14 protein-coding genes are annotated in these 15,856 nt (G+C 63.4%); 13 read left to right on the plus strand and 1 reads right to left on the minus strand.

Annotation, left to right across the window (positions count from 1 at the left end; genetic code table 11):
- Positions 1-22: 22 nt before the first annotated feature.
- The 13 genes from VM94_RS09150 to ahpF all read left to right on the plus strand — a co-directional run bounded on the left by VM94_RS09150 (position 23) and on the right by ahpF (position 15,391).
- Positions 23-1,138 carry a zinc ribbon domain-containing protein gene (locus VM94_RS09150; protein WP_138828960.1) on the plus strand — a complete coding sequence of 372 codons (1,116 nt, stop codon included), beginning with the start codon at positions 23-25 and terminating at the stop codon, positions 1,136-1,138.
- Between the two features lie 8 nt (positions 1,139-1,146).
- Positions 1,147-2,238: a zinc ribbon domain-containing protein gene (locus tag VM94_RS09155; RefSeq protein ID WP_046683212.1), complete on the plus strand. Its 1,092-nt coding sequence runs from the start codon at positions 1,147-1,149 to the stop codon at positions 2,236-2,238.
- Between the two features lie 161 nt (positions 2,239-2,399).
- Positions 2,400-3,269, plus strand: a complete 870-nt coding sequence (locus VM94_RS09160) for an EamA family transporter (protein ID WP_046683213.1) — start codon at positions 2,400-2,402, stop codon at positions 3,267-3,269.
- A gap of 218 nt (positions 3,270-3,487) precedes the next feature.
- Positions 3,488-4,447: a sugar ABC transporter substrate-binding protein gene (locus tag VM94_RS09165; RefSeq protein ID WP_046683214.1), complete on the plus strand. Its 960-nt coding sequence runs from the start codon at positions 3,488-3,490 to the stop codon at positions 4,445-4,447.
- An 85-nt stretch (positions 4,448-4,532) separates the two neighbouring features.
- Complete coding sequence (locus VM94_RS09170) at positions 4,533-6,086, plus strand: sugar ABC transporter ATP-binding protein (protein WP_046683215.1); 1,554 nt, start codon at positions 4,533-4,535, stop codon at positions 6,084-6,086.
- Positions 6,087-6,104: 18 nt separating this feature from the next.
- Positions 6,105-7,076: an ABC transporter permease gene (locus VM94_RS09175; protein WP_046683216.1), complete on the plus strand. Its 972-nt coding sequence runs from the start codon at positions 6,105-6,107 to the stop codon at positions 7,074-7,076.
- Positions 7,077-7,085: 9 nt separating this feature from the next.
- Positions 7,086-8,144, plus strand: coding sequence for a LacI family DNA-binding transcriptional regulator (locus VM94_RS09180; protein ID WP_046683217.1), 1,059 nt, complete (start codon positions 7,086-7,088; stop codon positions 8,142-8,144).
- Positions 8,141-9,049 (plus strand): ribokinase, encoded by a 909-nt coding sequence (gene rbsK, locus VM94_RS09185; RefSeq protein ID WP_046683218.1) that lies wholly within the window; start codon positions 8,141-8,143, stop codon positions 9,047-9,049. Before VM94_RS09180 ends, rbsK begins: the two co-directional genes overlap by 4 nt.
- Before the next feature lie 3 nt (positions 9,050-9,052).
- A complete protein-coding gene (gene rbsD / locus VM94_RS09190) occupies positions 9,053-9,445 on the plus strand; it encodes a D-ribose pyranase (protein ID WP_034753900.1) in 393 nt (130 codons plus the stop codon).
- Positions 9,446-9,579: 134 nt separating this feature from the next.
- Positions 9,580-12,381, plus strand: coding sequence for an EAL domain-containing protein (locus VM94_RS09195; protein WP_052755676.1), 2,802 nt, complete (start codon positions 9,580-9,582; stop codon positions 12,379-12,381).
- 169 nt (positions 12,382-12,550) lie between these two features.
- On the plus strand, positions 12,551-12,946 hold the full coding sequence (locus VM94_RS09200; RefSeq protein ID WP_046683219.1) for a DUF3597 domain-containing protein: 396 nt from the start codon (positions 12,551-12,553) through the stop codon (positions 12,944-12,946).
- 187 nt (positions 12,947-13,133) lie between these two features.
- Positions 13,134-13,697 (plus strand): alkyl hydroperoxide reductase subunit C, encoded by a 564-nt coding sequence (gene ahpC / locus VM94_RS09205; RefSeq protein WP_034753905.1) that lies wholly within the window; start codon positions 13,134-13,136, stop codon positions 13,695-13,697.
- A gap of 98 nt (positions 13,698-13,795) precedes the next feature.
- Positions 13,796-15,391: an alkyl hydroperoxide reductase subunit F gene (ahpF, locus tag VM94_RS09210; protein ID WP_046683220.1), complete on the plus strand. Its 1,596-nt coding sequence runs from the start codon at positions 13,796-13,798 to the stop codon at positions 15,389-15,391.
- Between the two features lie 67 nt (positions 15,392-15,458).
- On the opposite strand, the gene VM94_RS09215 is transcribed toward ahpF, so the two are convergent.
- The gene (locus VM94_RS09215) at positions 15,459-15,806 is read right to left on the minus strand and encodes a CzcE family metal-binding protein (RefSeq protein WP_052755677.1); all 348 of its coding nucleotides are present in this window, start codon (positions 15,804-15,806) and stop codon (positions 15,459-15,461) included.
- Between the last annotated feature and the right edge of the window lie 50 nt (positions 15,807-15,856).

The raw sequence follows: 15,856 nt of genomic DNA on the forward strand, positions 1-15,856 counted from the left end.
ATTTCCCCCTTCCAGGCCAGACATGACCATTTCCACAGAAGTACCTAAATCTCTTCCCTTTTCCTCCGCGCTCGGTTCGTTGATCGAAGCGACCGACGCCATCAAGAATTTCCGCGCGATTGCCCTGCTGGCCCTGACCTTTATCGGCGCCGTGCTCGTCGGCGGCCTGCTGACGATGCTTGCCGGCAGCATGAGCAGCGTGCTGCTGGGCTTCCTGGGCGGCCTGATGGCCTTCCTCGTCATGTTTTACGGTTCCAACGCCGTGGGCATCCTGCTGATGCGCGATGCGCAAGGCCAGCCAGGCATGAGCCTGGTTGATGCCGTGCTCGTTTCGCTGTACACGAGCCACCGCCTGATCGCGGTCGTGTTCCTGGAATTTCTGATCGTGCTGGCGGCCATGATCGCCATTGCCATCATCTTGTTCGTCTGCAAGATTCCCGTGCTCGGCCCCGTGCTGTACACGGTCGTCTTCCCGCTGTCGGCCATCGTGCTGGGCGTGCTGGTGTTTGCGCTGTTCTACGTGATGCTGCCGCTGGCCGGCCCTGCCGCCTGGTCGGGCGCCACCGTGTTCCAGATCATTGCCCGCCTGAACCTGATCGTGCGCACCAAGCTGGTGTCCGTGATCCTGCTGGAAGTGCTGCTGTTCCTGATCACCTCGTTTGTGGCGCTGCTGATCTTTGGCGTGATCGGTACCGGCGTGTCGCTGACAAGCGGCATGTCGGCCGGCATCCTGGGCCTGGGCGGCCAGATGAACATGTATTCCCTCGCTTCGGGCCTGAGCGGCGGTTCCGGCTACATCATCGCAGCCGGTCTGGGCGGCGGCTTGCTGCTGGCGGCCGCGGCCGTCGTGCCTGGCCTGATCTTCACCAAGGGCGTGTGCATCATCTACCTGAACGCCACGCGCAATGTCGATTTCAGCGCCTCCGAAGCGAGCCTGAACGACGGCCTGGCCACGGTCAAGAAAAAAGCCGAAGAAGCGCGTGAACGCGCGCGTGCCCTGGCCGAACAGGCGACTGCGCCCGCCGCACCGGCCACGCCGGCTGCCGCGCCCGTTGACAGCCTGCACTGCCCGAGCTGCAAGGCACCGGTCGCGTCCGATGACGTGTTCTGCGGCGAATGCGCGCATAAACTCAAGTAAGGCAGACCATGGCGCAATTCTGTAAACAGTGCGGCACCGCCCATGCGCCCGACGCGCGTTTCTGCGACGAGTGCGGCAAGACCGTCAACGTCGCGCCGTCTCCGGCACCCGCCGCGCCCGCCAAACCGGCTGGCGCTGGCGTGCAGCGGCGCCACATCATGATCGCCGGCGGCGCGCTGGCGGTGGTCGTCGTGGCCGGTGGCGCGCTGGCGTGGCTGCTGGCGCCCGAGGCGGCGTCGGCCAGCAGTTTCAGCCGCGCCATCGACGCCCACCTGGCGACCGACGAGGCGGCACGCGACAAGCTGCTGTGCTTGTCCAACTTGCCGTACCAGAAGGAAGAAATCCGCGTGGCGTCGTACGACAGTTCCACTCGGCAATGGCTCGATATCCTCGTGCGTGGCGGCCTGTACAACGCTCCCGTCGAGCAAAGCAGCGGCGGTTGGATTGCGCAATCGCAATTTGTCTATGCGCTGGCCGCACCGGGCAAGGCGGCCTTGCGTGGCGACAAGCTGTGCGTGGCCAAGGGCGTGAAAGTGGCCAGTGTCAGCGGCTACGAGCAGGTGCGCGACATGGGCGGGCAGCAGGTGGCGATGGCGACAGCCAAGCTGGCGCTGACCGATGAAGCGGCGTGGCTCGCCAAATCACCGGACCGCGCGCTGATCCTGCAGCGCTTGCCGGGCGGCGACCTGGAAGTGCAACTGCCGCTGGCGCTGGTCGACAAGCAATGGCAAGTCACCGACCGCGCGCAAATGCACGAGGCCGCCATGGCCATGGCGGGCGCCATGCGCAACGCGTCCGGCGCGCAAGGAGCGGGCATGCTGGACAAGCTGAAAAGCCTGTTCAGCTTTGGCGGCCACCCGCTGGTGGGCAAATGGAAGACCTCGGCGGGCGAAGTCCTGGAATTTACGCGGTACAGCATGATCGATGAACATGGCAAGGCAAGCAAGGCCACGTTTACCGCCGAGGGCAATGTCGTGACGATCCTCTCGGAAGAGCGGGGCGGCATGCCCATGCAGGTCAGTCTGAGCAACAGCAACAATACGGCCACGCTCATGCTGGGCGGCTTGCGGATCGCGGTCCTGCAGCGGGTGCGCGACTAGCCCATTTTCCAGACGGCGCAGCTTGTTGTCTCGCATCATCCCGGAGCCCGGCCATGCCGGGCTTTTTTACGCCCGTCTGGCGGCGACCCAACGCCAATTTATCTTGACATCAAGATAGTTTGCGCCCACACTGGTTTTTTATCTTGATGTCGAGATAGTCCATGCCTGCCTCTCCTGACCGTCCCGCCTGGGGCGATATCGTGCTCACGGCGCTGGCGCCCCTGATCTGGGGTTCCACGTATATCGTCACCTCCGAACTGCTGCCGCCGGACCGGCCCTTCACGGCGGCCCTGATCCGCGTGCTGCCGGCCGGCTTGCTGTTGCTGCTTGTCATGCGGCGCTTGCCCGCGCGGCGCGACTGGGGCCGCGTGCTGATCCTGTCGGCGCTGAATATCGGCGTGTTCCAGGCGTTGCTGTTCGTCGCTGCCTACCGCTTGCCCGGCGGCTTGGCTGCCGTGGTGGGCGCCGTCCAGCCGCTGCTGGTGATGGGCCTGGCCTGGGGCGTGGAAGGGCGCCGTCCGGCCCGCCTGGCCTTGGGAGCCAGCGTACTGGGCGTGGCCGGCATGGGAATTTTGTTGTTGTCGCCGCGCACGGTGTGGGAACCGATCGGCATCGCCGCCGCGCTGGGCGGCACGGCCTGCATGGCGGCCGGCACCTATCTGACGCGGCGCTGGAAGCCGGACTTGCCCGTGCTGGCGCTGACGGGCTGGCAATTGCTGCTGGGCGGCCTGATGCTGGCGCCCGTCGCCTGGCTGGCCGACGCGCCGCTGCCGGCCTTGTCCTTGCCGCAAATATTGGCCTACGCCTACCTGTGCCTGGCCGGCGCCCTGCTGGCGTACGCGCTGTGGTTTCGCGGCATCGCCAGGCTGTCGCCCGTGGCCGTCTCCTCCTTGGGCCTGCTCAGTCCCCTCATGGCCGTCGTGCTGGGCTGGGCCTTGCTGGGCCAGGCCATGACGGGCTGGTCGATGCTGGGCTTGCTGCTGGTGCTGGCCAGCGTGCTGGCCGTGCAGTGGGCCAGCGCCCGTCCGTAGCAAACGCCTGACTTCCGCGCATTTCCCCTCGGCAGGCTGATCGCATCAGCCTGCCTGTTTCCCTCTGGGCGCTCCTTTTTGCTGCACCGCACATACAGTTTTGCTTGCACTGTAATAGGGCATTGAGGCACTATTCGCTTCGCGCAAACGTTTGCGCGCCGTAAAATTTCATAAAAGCATGATCTACACGTGCTTGACCAACAACTCTGGAGACGCTCATGACATCCCGTATTCGCCTGAAAATGATTGCCGCCGCTGTCCTGGTGTGTGCCTTGCCCGCCGTGCCGGCGATGGCGCAGGCACCTGCCAAACCGAAGGTGGCGCTGGTGATGAAGTCGCTCGCCAATGAATTTTTCCTGACCATGGAAAATGGCGCCAAGGCGCATCAGAAGGCGAATGCCGCCAAGTACGACCTGCTGTCGAACGGCATCAAGGATGAGACGGATACGTCGAGCCAGATCAAGCTGGTCGAGCAAATGATCGTCTCGCGCGTCAACGCGCTGGTGATCGCCCCGGCCGACTCGAAAGCGCTGGTGCCGGTGCTGAAGAAAGCCATCGACGCGGGCATCATCGTCGTCAATATCGACAACAAGCTCGACGAAGGCGCCCTGAAAGAGAAGGGCATCAGCGTGCCGTTCGTCGGCCCGGACAACCGCAAGGGCGCCAAGGTCGTCGGCGACTTCCTGGCCAAGCAGATCAAGAAGGGCGACCCGGTCGGCATCATCGAAGGCGTGTCGACGACCTACAACGCGCAGCAGCGCACCCTGGGCTTCCAGGACGCGATGAACGCGGCCGGCGCCAAGGTCGTCAGTGTGCAGTCGGGCCAGTGGGAAATCGCTCCTGCCAACACGGTGGCGGCCGCCATGCTGAACGCCAATCCGAATATCAAGGCTTTGCTGTGCGGTAACGACAACATGGCCATCGGCGCCATTTCCGCCATCAAGGCGGCCGGCAAGACGGGCAAAGTGCTCGTCGTCGGTTACGACAACATCAACGCCATCAAGCCGATGCTGGCCGATGGCCGCGTGCTGGCAACCGCCGACCAGTTCGGTTCGCAGCAAGCCGTGTTCGGCATCGACACCGTGCTGAAAGCGCTGGCACAGAAGAAGAAACAGGCCGATCTGGGTGGCGTCATCGAAACCAAGGTCGAACTGGTCGCCAAGGGCGCCAAGTCCTGATCGTTTGATCCCGCCGGGGCCCTCGTCTGCGTACTCATGCGAGTAGGCAGCGCCGGCCCCGCCGCCACTACCGCGGAGTTTTATCATGCCTACCGACATTCCCCCGGCGCCATCAGCCGCCACCCCTCTATTGACCCTGGATAACATCGGCAAATCCTATGTCGGCCCCGTGCTGGGCGGCGTGGGCCTGCGCTTCGCCCCTGGCCAGGTCATGGCGCTGACGGGCGAAAATGGTGCTGGCAAGAGCACCCTGTCGAAGATCATCTGCGGCCTGGAGCAAGCCACCACGGGCATGATGCTGCTCGACGGCAAGCCTTACCAGCCCGCCTCGCGCGGCGCGGCCGAAGCGCTGGGCATCCGCATGGTGATGCAGGAACTCAATCTGATTCCTACCCTGTCGATCGCGGAAAACCTGTACCTGAAAAACCTGCCGCAGCGTTTCGGCTTCATCGACCGCGCCCGTCTCGAGCGCGACGCGCGCGAACAGATGGAAAAAGTGGGCTTGGGCGGCCTCGACCCGTGGACCCTCGTGGGCGAACTGGGCATCGGCCACCAGCAAATGATCGAGATCGCGCGCAATCTGATCGGCGCCTGCCGCCTGCTGGTGCTCGACGAGCCGACGGCCATGCTGACGCACCGCGAAGTGGAATTGCTGTTCCTGCAGATCGAGCGCCTGAAAGCAGAAGGGGTGTGCATCATCTATATTTCCCACCGCCTGGAAGAACTCAAGCGCGTGGCCGACCGCATTGCCGTGTTGCGCGACGGCCAGCTCGTGTGCGACGACGATATCGCGGGCTACTCCGCCGCCGACCTGGTCGGCCTGATGGTGGGCCGTTCGGCCGACGATGCGGTGGACTTGAGCGGGCGCACCATCGGCGCGCCGCTGCTGCGCGTGCGGGGATTGGCGCGCGGCAAGGTCGTCAACTCGACCTCGTTCGACTTGCGCGCCGGCGAAATCCTCGGCATCGCCGGCCTGATCGGCTCAGGCCGCACGGAATTGCTGCGCCTGATCTTCGGCGCCGACCGTGCCGACGCGGGTGACGTGTTCCTTGGCGACAGCGAAACGCCGGCCGCCCTGGCCTCGCCGCAGGCAGCGGTGAAAGCGGGCATCGCCATGATCACGGAAGACCGCAAGGGACAAGGCTTGTTGTTGCGCCAGTCCATCGCCGTCAACACGACCCTGGCCTCGCTCGACACCGTCAGCGGCGCGGGCTGGCTCAACGATGCGTCCGAAGCGTCGGTGGCCGATGATTACATCGAGCGCCTGGGCATCCGCTCGCGCAACAGTGCGCAAACGGTGGCGGAACTGTCCGGCGGCAACCAGCAAAAGGTGGTGATCGCCCGCTGGCTGTACCGCGACTGTCCCGTCATGCTGTTCGACGAGCCCACGCGCGGCATCGATATCGGCGCCAAGTTTGATATTTATCAGGTGCTGGCCGAACAGGCGCGCCAGGGCAAGGGCCTCGTCATTGTATCGAGCGACTTGCGCGAGCTGATGCTGATCTGCGACCGCATCGCCGTCATGAGCGCCGGCAGCATCGTCGAGACCTTCGAGCGCGGCGCCTGGAGCCAGGACGCGCTGCTGTCGGCCGCCTTCTCCGGCTATTTGACCCCCACTTCCACTCCAGCTGCGGCCTGATCCGCCGGAAAGATTCCCATGACCACCAATTCCTCTCCTTCGTATCTGCAGCGCAGCCTGGCCGACCTGAAAAACTATGCGGGCCTGATCGGCGCCCTGGTCGCCATGTGTGTGCTGTTCTCGTTCGCCAGCGAAAACTTTTTCACCCTGGCCACCTTGAGCACCCTGTCGAACAATATCCCGACCCTCGTCGTGATGGCTGTCGGCATGACCTTCGTGCTGATTATCGGCGGCATCGATTTATCGGTGGGTTCCGTGATGGCGCTGGCCGCTTCCGTGCTGTCGCTGGCCGTCGTGCACTGGGGCTGGCCCGTGTGGAGCGCGGCCCTGCTGGGCATGTTCGTCGCCGCGCTGTGCGGCGCCACCACAGGTTTGATTTCCGTCGGCTGGCGCATTCCCTCGTTCATTGTTTCCTTGGGCGTGCTGGAAATGGCGCGCGGCATGGCGTATCAAGTGACGAACTCGCGCACGGAATACATCGGCAGCGCCGTTGACGGCATCAGCTCGCCGATCGCGTTTGGCCTGTCGCCCGCCTTCATCGCCTCGATCGCCATCGTTGTCATCGGCCATTTGGTGCTCACGCGCACGGTGCTGGGACGCCACTGGATTGGCATCGGCACGAATGAAGAAGCCGTGCGTTTGTCCGGCATCAACACGAAGCCGTCGAAAGTACTGGTGTTTGCACTGATGGGCTTTCTTGCCGGCGTGGGCGCGCTGTTCCAAGTGTCGCGCCTGGAAGCGGCCGATCCGAACGGCGGCGTGGGCATGGAATTGCAAGTGATCGCCGCCGTCGTGATCGGCGGCACGAGCTTGATGGGCGGACGCGGTTCCGTCATCAGCACCTTTATCGGCGTATTGATCATTTCCGTGCTGGAAGCGGGCCTGGCGCAAGTGGGGGTGTCCGAACCCGTGAAACGTATCGTCACGGGCCTGGTGATCGTCGCGGCCGTGGTGCTCGACACCTACCGACGTCGCGGCGAGCGTTCATAATACTGGCCCATGGCAACCATCAAACAAGTGGCGCAGGCGGCGGGGGTGTCGTTTACCACCGTGTCGCACGTCCTCAACAATACCCGCCCCGTCAGCGACGAGGCGCGCCGCGCCGTGCTGGCAGCGGCGGAGGCACTGCATTACGTGCCCAGCGCCTTGGCGCGTTCCCTGCGCAGCCGCAGCACGGGCACCATCGGCCTGATCATTCCGAATAATACGAATCCGTATTTCTCGGAAGTGGCGCGCGGCATCGAGGACAGCTGCTACGCGGCCGGCTACAGCGTGATTTTATGCAATTCCGATGACGACCCCGTCAAGCAGCGCGACTATTTAAATGTACTGCTGACCAAGCGCTGCGACGGCCTGATTTTGTCCGCGCTGGCTGACAGCGACGGCGAATTGCTGCGCAAGATGAAGGTGCCGGCCGTGCTGCTCGACCGCGCGCCCAGCGACCTGTCCATCGATGCCGTGGCCGTCGACAACCGCGCCGGCGGTGCCTTGGCCGCACGCCATTTGCTGGGCCTGGGACGCCGGCGTCTTGCCTGCATCGCCGGTCCCCGTGAAGTGAGCATTTCCAACGACCGCATAGCCGGCGTGCGCAGCGCCGTGGCGGACGCGGGCGTGGCCCTGGACGACGCGCTGTGCCGCCATAGCGATTTTACGAGCGCGGGCGGCTATGCGGCCGCGCTGGACTTGCTGGCGCTGCCGCCAGGCCAGCGCCCCGACGCCCTGTTCTGCTGCAATGACTTGATGGCCTTTGGCGCCCTGCGCGCCGCCGCCGAGCGGGGCATTGCCGTGCCCGTGGACCTGGCCGTCGTGGGCTTCGACGATATCGACCTGGCCAGCTTCGTGCATCCAGCCTTGACCAGCGTGGCGCAAAATACGCGCGAGCTGGGCCACATCACGGCCGCCTGCCTGCTGGCGCGCATCGCCGACCCCGCCTTGCCGCGCCAGCAGCGCAGCATCGCGCCGGAACTGCACGTGCGCGGCTCCAGCGTGGCGGCCGCTGTAACTTCTACCGCACCTACTTCTTCACCTGCAACTGAACTGATGGGAATGACATCATGATCGTGGTTATCGGCAGCATCAATATGGACCTGGTCTTGCGCGTGCCGCGCATGCCCCTCCCCGGCGAAACCCTGACGGGCGGCGCGTTTAGAACCATCCCTGGCGGCAAGGGCGCCAACCAGGCCGTGGCCTGCGCGCGCCTGAGCGGCAAAGTGGCCGGTGCCCAGCAAGTGGCCATGGTCGCTTGCGTGGGCGACGATGCGTTTGGCGCGACCCTGCGCGCGGCGCTGGTGGGCGACGGCATCATCGACAGCCACATCACGACCTTGCCCGGTGTCGCGTCCGGCATCGCTTCCATCCTCGTCGACGACAATGGCCAGAACAGCATCGTCATCGCCGGCGGCGCCAACGATCTGCTCAGCCCCGCGCACATTGACGCGGCGCAAGGCTTAATTGAACAGGCCGACATCGTCGTGCTGCAGCTGGAAACCCCGATGGCCACCGTCGTGCACGCGATCAAGCTGGCCCGTTCGCTGGGCAAGACCGTGGTGCTGAACCCGGCTCCGGCCGCCAGCTTGCCGGAAGGCGTGCTGGAACTGGTCGATTACCTGATTCCGAATGAAATCGAAGCGGCCATGCTGGCCGGCGTCAGCCCGGAAGGTGCGGACGTCAAGGCGCTGGCCGCCGCGCTGCAAAAGCTGGGCAGCGACAACGTCATCATCACCTTGGGTTCCAAGGGCGTGCACGCGGCCCTGTACGGCGGCGATTACACGTTCCCGGCCGAAGCGGTGAAAGCCGTCGACACGACGGCCGCCGGCGACACCTTCATCGGCGGCTTCGTGGCGGGCCTCGCGTCCGGCATGGACGAGGCGGAAGCGATCCAGCAAGGCCAGCGCGCGGCCGCCTGGAGCGTCACCAAGCCCGGCGCGCAAACGTCGATCCCCCACTTGCACGAGCTGTTCTGAACCATGAAAAAATCACCGCTGCTTAATATTGCGCTGTCGCAACTGATCGCTTCGCTCGGCCATGGCGACATGCTCGTCATCGGCGACGCGGGCTTGCCCTCGCAGCCAGGCGTGCCCTTGATCGACCTGGCCCTGACGCGCGGCATCCCCGGCTTCATCGATACCGTAAACACGGTATTGAGCGAAATGCAGGTGGAATACCATTTGCTCGCCAGCGAGTTGCCACAGCATAATCCGGCCATGGCGGCGCAGGTGGCGGCCCTGGCCTTGCCCGATGCGCGCCAGGTGACGCACGACGAGTTCAAGCAATTGAGCAAGGGCGCGCGCGCCATCGTGCGCACGGGCGAATGCAGTCCGTACGCCAACATCATTCTGGTGGCCGGTGTCGTGTTTTAACGCAAACAATGGCGTGATTGTTTGCTAAAAACATCAACGCTATTGTCCGCACTGAAATAATTATCCATCGGCAAAAGGGGCGGCTACAATAGCCTTACCCCTGCCAACGCGGCAGCTTCCTGTGGTGTCCCGCCATGCCGATGAAAGCCTCCGACGCTTTCCGCTGCTGTTTCATTCTGCTGCTGTGCCTGGCCACGCCCGTCCGGGCGCTGGAAGCCGTCTCCCTGCACCTCAATTTCACGCACCAGTTCCAGTTCGCCGGCTATTACGCGGCCATCGAGCAAGGCTATTACCGCGAGGCGGGGCTGGAGGTGAAACTGGTCGAAGGCAGCGGCGTGCCGCTTGCCGAGGCGGCCGTGTTGTCGGGCCAGGCCGAGTATGGCGTGGGCAACAGCACCTTGTTGCTCAGCCGCCTGGCGGGCAAGCCCGTGGTGGTGCTGGCCGTCGTGTTCCAGCATTCGCCCAGCGTGCTGCTGATGCGCCAGCAGGGCGGCGCGCCCGACGTGCGCAAGCTGGTGGGGGTGCCCGTGATGATCGGTGCCGCCGTCAATGTGGCGGCCGCCTCCGATGAAGTGTCGCTATTCCTGGGGAAAATGGGCGTCGCGCCGCAGCAGATGCGCCACTTGCCGCCCAGCTACCGGATCGAGGATTTGATCGATGGCAAGGTCGATGCGATTGCCGCGTACTCCACCAACGAACCGGACTACCTGGACCGGGCGGGCTTTTCCTATTACCAGTTTACGCCGCGCACGGCCGGCATCGATTTTTACGGCGACAATCTGTTTACCAGCGAACAGGAACTGCGTCGCCATCCCGAGCGTGTCAAAGCGTTCCGCGCGGCCAGCCTGCGCGGCTGGCAATACGCGATGGCGCACCGCGAGGAAATGGCGCGCGTGATTCACGCCAAATACAGCCAGCGGCACGACCAGGCGCACTTGCTGTACGAGGCGCAGCAAATGGAATTGCTGCTGCAGCCCGTGCTGGTGGAGCTTGGCTACATGAATCCCCAGCGCTGGCAGCACATCGCCGACACGTACGCGGCCATGGGCGTGCTGCCGCCCAATGCCACGGCCAGCCGCGCCTACAAGGGCTTCCTGTACCGCCCCGTGCCAGGCGCCGACCTGGGCTGGCTGTACCTGTCGCTGGGGATGGCGGGCAGCTTGCTGGCCGTGTCGGCCGGCTTCCACTTCAACAACCTGGCACGCGAGCGCCGCCGCACGGAGGAAACCATCCGCCAGGGGGAATTGCGCTTTCGCACCATGTTCGAGGAAGCACCCATGGGCATCGCCCTGATCGATACCGTGAGCGGACAGTTTCTGGATATTAATCCGCGCTACCTGGCCATCGCCGGGCGTACCCTGGAGGACATGAGGCGCTCGAGCTGGATGGAGATCAGCCATCCCGACGATGTGGCCGGGGAGCAGGCGCACGTGGCGCAGCTGCTGGCGCGGCGCCTGCAGGGTTTCCGCCACGCCAAGCGCATCGTGCGTCCCGATGGCGGCGTGGTGTGGGTCGATGCCTCGGTGACGGCCATCGCCACGGCGCGTCATGGCGGGCCGCACCACCTGTGCATGCTGGAAGACGTGACGGACAAACGGCAAACGGAGGCGCTGATCTGGCAGCAGGCCAATTTCGATACTCTGACGCAATTGCCCAACCGCCGCATGTTCCACGAGCGCTTGCGATTGGCGCTGGCCCAGGGCCGGCGCGATGCGAGCCGCGTGGCCATCCTGTTCATCGACCTCGACCATTTCAAGGAAGTCAACGATACCCTCGGCCACCACCAGGGCGACATCTTGCTGATCGAGGCGGCGCGGCGCATCCGCGTGGGCGTGCGCGAGACGGACACGGTGGCGCGCCTGGGCGGCGATGAGTTCACGGTGATCCTGTCCGACATCGACGACCTGCAGCAAGTCGACCGCATCGCGCGGCAGATACTCGACGGCTTGCTGGCGCCGTTCCTTCTGGGACAGGAGCAGGCCTTCGTCTCCGCCTCGATCGGCATCACCCTGTATCCCGATGACGCGGGCACGATCGAGGATTTGCTCAAGCAGGCGGACCAGGCCATGTATGTGTCGAAAGGCGCGGGGCGCAACCGCTACAGTTACTTTACGCCCGCCATGCAGGTGGCGGCCGTCAACCGCATGCGCATGGGGGCGGACTTGCGCACGGCCCTGCGCGAACAGCAGATGCAGCTGTACTACCAGCCCATCGTCGAACTGCACAGCGGCAATATTGCCAAGGCGGAAGCCTTGCTGCGCTGGCAGCATCCGCAGCGAGGCATCGTGTATCCGCCCGATTTCCTCGCGCTGGCCGAAAGCAGCGGCCTGATCGTGGAGATCGGCGACTGGGTGCTGCGCACGGCGGCCACGCAACTGCTGCACTGGCGCGCGCAAGGGCAGGTCATCGGCTTGCCGGGGCTGCAATTGTGCCTGAACCAGTCGCCGCTGGAACTGCAGCGCGAAGTGGAGGCGCCCGGCACTTGGCTGCGCCAGCTGACGGCGCTCGATGTGCCGGCCTCGGCCATCGTGCTCGACATGCGCGAAGATGTGCTTTTACCTAACGGCAATAGCATGGCGCCGCGCCTGCAGCATTTGCGCGAGGCGGGCCTGCAGATCGCCCTCGATGATTTTGGCAGCGGCCATGCCTCGCTGACCCAGCTGCAGCAGTGCGGCATCGATTACCTGAAGCTCGATGGCGTGCTGGTGCGCAAGCTGGCGGCAGGCGCCAGCGAACTGGTGCTGTGCGAAGCCATCGTCACCATGGCCCACAAGCTGGGCTTGCAAGTCATCGCCGAAGGCGTGGAGACCGAAGCGCAGCGCGCGCGGCTGCTGGAAATCGGCTGCGACTTTGCGCAAGGCGAGCTGTTTGCGCCAGCGCTGGCCATCGAAGCGTTCGACGCGCTGCTGCACGCCCGGCGACCTTTGCACCCTTGAAACAGACCCAGTCGGCCACCAGATCTGGCGCAAGCCTGCGGGACGGGGCTTCCGGCTTGAACGGGCTTATACTCGATGGGCTGGCGCCTGCGCCCGGCGTTGCTGTCATGGGTCCTGGACCTAGTGCGCAGGCAAACCTTCTTCCATTCACTCAACTCGAGGTGACCTCATGGGCATTTTCAGCAATATCTATAACAAGATCTTCCACCATTCGTCCGACGCCGCTCCGGCTGCCACGCCGGCCGCCGCCACGACAGCACCCGCAGCAGCACCGGCGGCAGCACCCGCACCAGCGGCTGCCGCGCCCGTCGTGGACGTGGAAGTGGTGCTGGTCGACTTGGCCAGCAAGAACGCGGAAAAACTCAATTGGCGCACGTCCATCGTCGACCTGATGAAATTGCTGCAACTCGACAGCAGCCTGGCCGCGCGCAAGGAACTGGCGCAAGAGCTGCATTTCACGGGCGACACCAATGATTCGGCCAGCATGAATATCTGGCTGCACCGCCAGGTGATGATCAAGCTGGCGGAAAACGGCGGCAAAGTACCGGAAGAACTGAAGAACTAAACACCTGGCGGCGGCAGGGGTATCCACTGTCGCCGCTATCCAATCGCGTGGGAACTGCCTATCATGGAGTTCCCATCATGTCGTGATAGCTAAAACCAATTGAAACTATTGCGACAATCAATTTTGCGTATGGTCTAAAACCCCTTACACTAGAGTCTTACTGATTCACCACACGAGAGGAAATGAAATGTCGCTGATCAATACCCAAGTTAAACCATTCAAGGCAACCGCATACCACAATGGCAAATTCGTCGACCTGACGGAAGCATCGCTGAAAGGCAAGTGGTCGGTATTCGTCTTCTACCCAGCCGACTTCACCTTCGTTTGCCCAACCGAACTGGAAGATCTGGCCGACCACCACGCTGAATTCCAGAAGCTGGGCGTCGATGTCTACGGCATCTCGACCGATTCGCACTTCGCGCACAAAGCATGGCATGACACCTCGGACGCGATCAAGAAAGTGCAATACGCACTGATCGGCGACCCAACCGGTACCCTGTCGCGCAATTTTGAAGTCATGATCGAAGAAGAAGGCATGGCACTGCGCGGTACCTTCGTCATCAATCCGGACGGCTTCATCAAAGTGCTGGAAGTACATGACAACGGCATCGGCCGTGACGCATCGGAACTGTTGCGTAAAGTTAAGGCAGCCCAATACGTTGCCGCTCACCCAGGCGAAGTTTGCCCAGCCAAATGGACGGAAGGCGCAGCAACCCTGACCCCATCGCTGGACTTGGTCGGCAAGATCTAAGTCTCGATGCAACACGTAGCAAACAAGTAGTTACCGCGATGCCGGACCGGGCGTCCGGCCCGGCATTCGCCTAAATATTTGTAAAGGAAGAAAAAATCATGTTAGATGCAACCCTCAAAACCCAACTGAAATCCTACCTGGAAAAAGTGGTGTATCCGCTTGAGCTGGTCGCTTCTCTCGATGACAGCGCAAAAGCCCGCGAGATGAAGGAATTGCTCCAGGAGATAGTCCTGTTGAGCGACAAGATCACGCTGGTCGAGCGCCTTGACGCTGGCGTACGTGCCCCGTCGTTCAGCATCAACCGTACAGGCTCGGACATCGGCGTGCGTTTCGCCGGCGTACCGCTGGGTCACGAATTTACCTCCCTGGTGCTGGCGCTGCTGCAAGTGGGCGGCCACACCATCAAGTTCGACGAGGCCGTGATCGAGCAGATCCGCAACCTCGACGGCGACTACGAATTTGAAACGTTTATTTCGCTCTCCTGCCATAACTGCCCGGAAGTGGTGCAGGCATTGAATGCGATGGCGGTGATCAACCCGCGCATCAAGGTCACCACCATCGATGGCGGCGTATTCCCGCAAGAAGTGGAAGAACGCCAGATCATGGCCGTGCCGATGATGTTCCTCAATGGCGAACACTTTGGCCAGGGCCGCACCAATGTCGAGGAAATCCTCGCCAAGCTCGACACGAATGCCGGCGCCCGCCAGGCGGCAGCGTTGAACAAGAAAGACGTGTTTGACGTACTGATCGTCGGCGGCGGCCCTGCCGGAGCGGCAGCGGCCATCTATGCGGCCCGCAAAGGCATCAAGACGGGCGTGCTGGCCGAGCGTTTCGGCGGCCAGGTGCTCGACACCCTGGCCATCGAGAACTTTATTTCGGTCAAGGAAACGGATGGTCCGAAGTTCGCCATGGCGCTGGAACAGCACGTCAAGGAATACGAAGTCGACATCATGAACACCCAGCGCGCCGCGAAATTGACGCCGGGCAAATTAGTGCAGATTGAAACGGCGAATGGTGCCATCCTGAAAGCCAAGACCGTCATCCTGGCCACCGGCGCCCGCTGGCGCGAAATCAACGTGCCGGGCGAGAAGGAATACCGCAACCACGGTGTCGCCTACTGCCCGCACTGCGATGGCCCGCTGTTCAAGGGCAAGCGCGTGGCCGTGATCGGCGGCGGCAACTCGGGTGTGGAAGCGGCGATCGACCTGGCCGGTCTCGTGAAACACGTGACCCTGATCGAGTTCGGCGCGGAACTGCGCGCCGATGCGGTGCTGCAACGCAAGCTGCACAGCCTGCCTAACGTGACGGTGATTACGTCGGCGCAAACGACCGAGATCCACGGCGACGGCAAGATCGTCAATGGCCTGAGCTACACGGACCGTGTCAGCGGCGAATCGAAAAAGGTCGAGCTGGAAGGCGTCTTCGTGCAAATCGGCCTGGTGCCGAACACGGAGTGGCTTAAAGGCACTGTGGCACTGTCGCGCCACGGCGAAATCGAAGTGGACGCCCGCGGCCAGACCTCGATCCCCGGCGTGTTTGCGGCCGGCGACGTCACCACGGTGCCGTACAAGCAGATCATCATCGCCACCGGCGAAGGCGCCAAGGCAGCTTTGTCCGCCTTTGACCACCTGATCCGATCGGACGACGAGGAAGTGGTCGAAGAGTCGGCAGAGAAAGAAGCATTGACAGCGTAAATCTTCACGCTGAAAAAAACCGGAACGGCCGCGAGGCCCTTCCGGTTTTTTTATGCGTAGAAGAAACTTAGCTGCCCGCGTACAGGGGATTGGCGGCAACGTACACTTGCACGCCATCGACGGCCATGTCCTTCGGCGCGATCTCGACCAGGGCGAATGTCGTTTGATGGTTAAAAGTTTGCACGTGCCACGTAAAACGCTGGCCGGCGCGCGCGATGGTAACGGTTTCGCCGCGCGTGACGTTGATGTGGCGGGTATCGGGTTGCAGTTCGATGCTGCGCTGGGCGGCGGCGTGCGGGGCGCTGCTGCCATAGTCGGCGGCTGTGCCCGTGGGACCGGCCGCGATGGCCGAGGTGGCAAGGGTGGCAAAAGCGGCGCACAGAATCGCCAGGGCGCTGCGGTGGGTGTTCAACATATTAATTAATCTCCAAGAATAAGCCTGGCGCGGCGAGTAACCGCGCCATG

It is taken from the genome of Janthinobacterium sp. KBS0711, assembly GCF_000988085.1.
Lineage (GTDB): Bacteria > Pseudomonadota > Gammaproteobacteria > Burkholderiales > Burkholderiaceae_D > Janthinobacterium > Janthinobacterium lividum_E.

Bases quoted from the DNA above. Each gene is read 5' to 3' on its own strand.
- VM94_RS09175 (WP_046683216.1), top strand. From the start codon at position 6,105: ATGACCACCAATTCCTCTCCTTCGTATCTGCAGCGCAGCCTGGCCGAC.
- rbsK (WP_046683218.1), top strand. From the start codon at position 8,141: ATGATCGTGGTTATCGGCAGCATCAATATGGACCTGGTCTTGCGCGTG.
- VM94_RS09200 (WP_046683219.1), top strand. From the start codon at position 12,551: ATGGGCATTTTCAGCAATATCTATAACAAGATCTTCCACCATTCGTCC.
- VM94_RS09165 (WP_046683214.1), top strand. From the start codon at position 3,488: ATGACATCCCGTATTCGCCTGAAAATGATTGCCGCCGCTGTCCTGGTG.
- VM94_RS09195 (WP_052755676.1), top strand. From the start codon at position 9,580: ATGCCGATGAAAGCCTCCGACGCTTTCCGCTGCTGTTTCATTCTGCTG.
- VM94_RS09215 (WP_052755677.1), bottom strand. From the start codon at position 15,806: ATGTTGAACACCCACCGCAGCGCCCTGGCGATTCTGTGCGCCGCTTTT.
- VM94_RS09170 (WP_046683215.1), top strand. From the start codon at position 4,533: ATGCCTACCGACATTCCCCCGGCGCCATCAGCCGCCACCCCTCTATTG.
- VM94_RS09150 (WP_138828960.1), top strand. From the start codon at position 23: ATGACCATTTCCACAGAAGTACCTAAATCTCTTCCCTTTTCCTCCGCG.
- VM94_RS09180 (WP_046683217.1), top strand. From the start codon at position 7,086: ATGGCAACCATCAAACAAGTGGCGCAGGCGGCGGGGGTGTCGTTTACC.
- ahpF (WP_046683220.1), top strand. From the start codon at position 13,796: ATGTTAGATGCAACCCTCAAAACCCAACTGAAATCCTACCTGGAAAAA.
- VM94_RS09155 (WP_046683212.1), top strand. From the start codon at position 1,147: ATGGCGCAATTCTGTAAACAGTGCGGCACCGCCCATGCGCCCGACGCG.
- VM94_RS09160 (WP_046683213.1), top strand. From the start codon at position 2,400: ATGCCTGCCTCTCCTGACCGTCCCGCCTGGGGCGATATCGTGCTCACG.
- rbsD (WP_034753900.1), top strand. From the start codon at position 9,053: ATGAAAAAATCACCGCTGCTTAATATTGCGCTGTCGCAACTGATCGCT.
- ahpC (WP_034753905.1), top strand. From the start codon at position 13,134: ATGTCGCTGATCAATACCCAAGTTAAACCATTCAAGGCAACCGCATAC.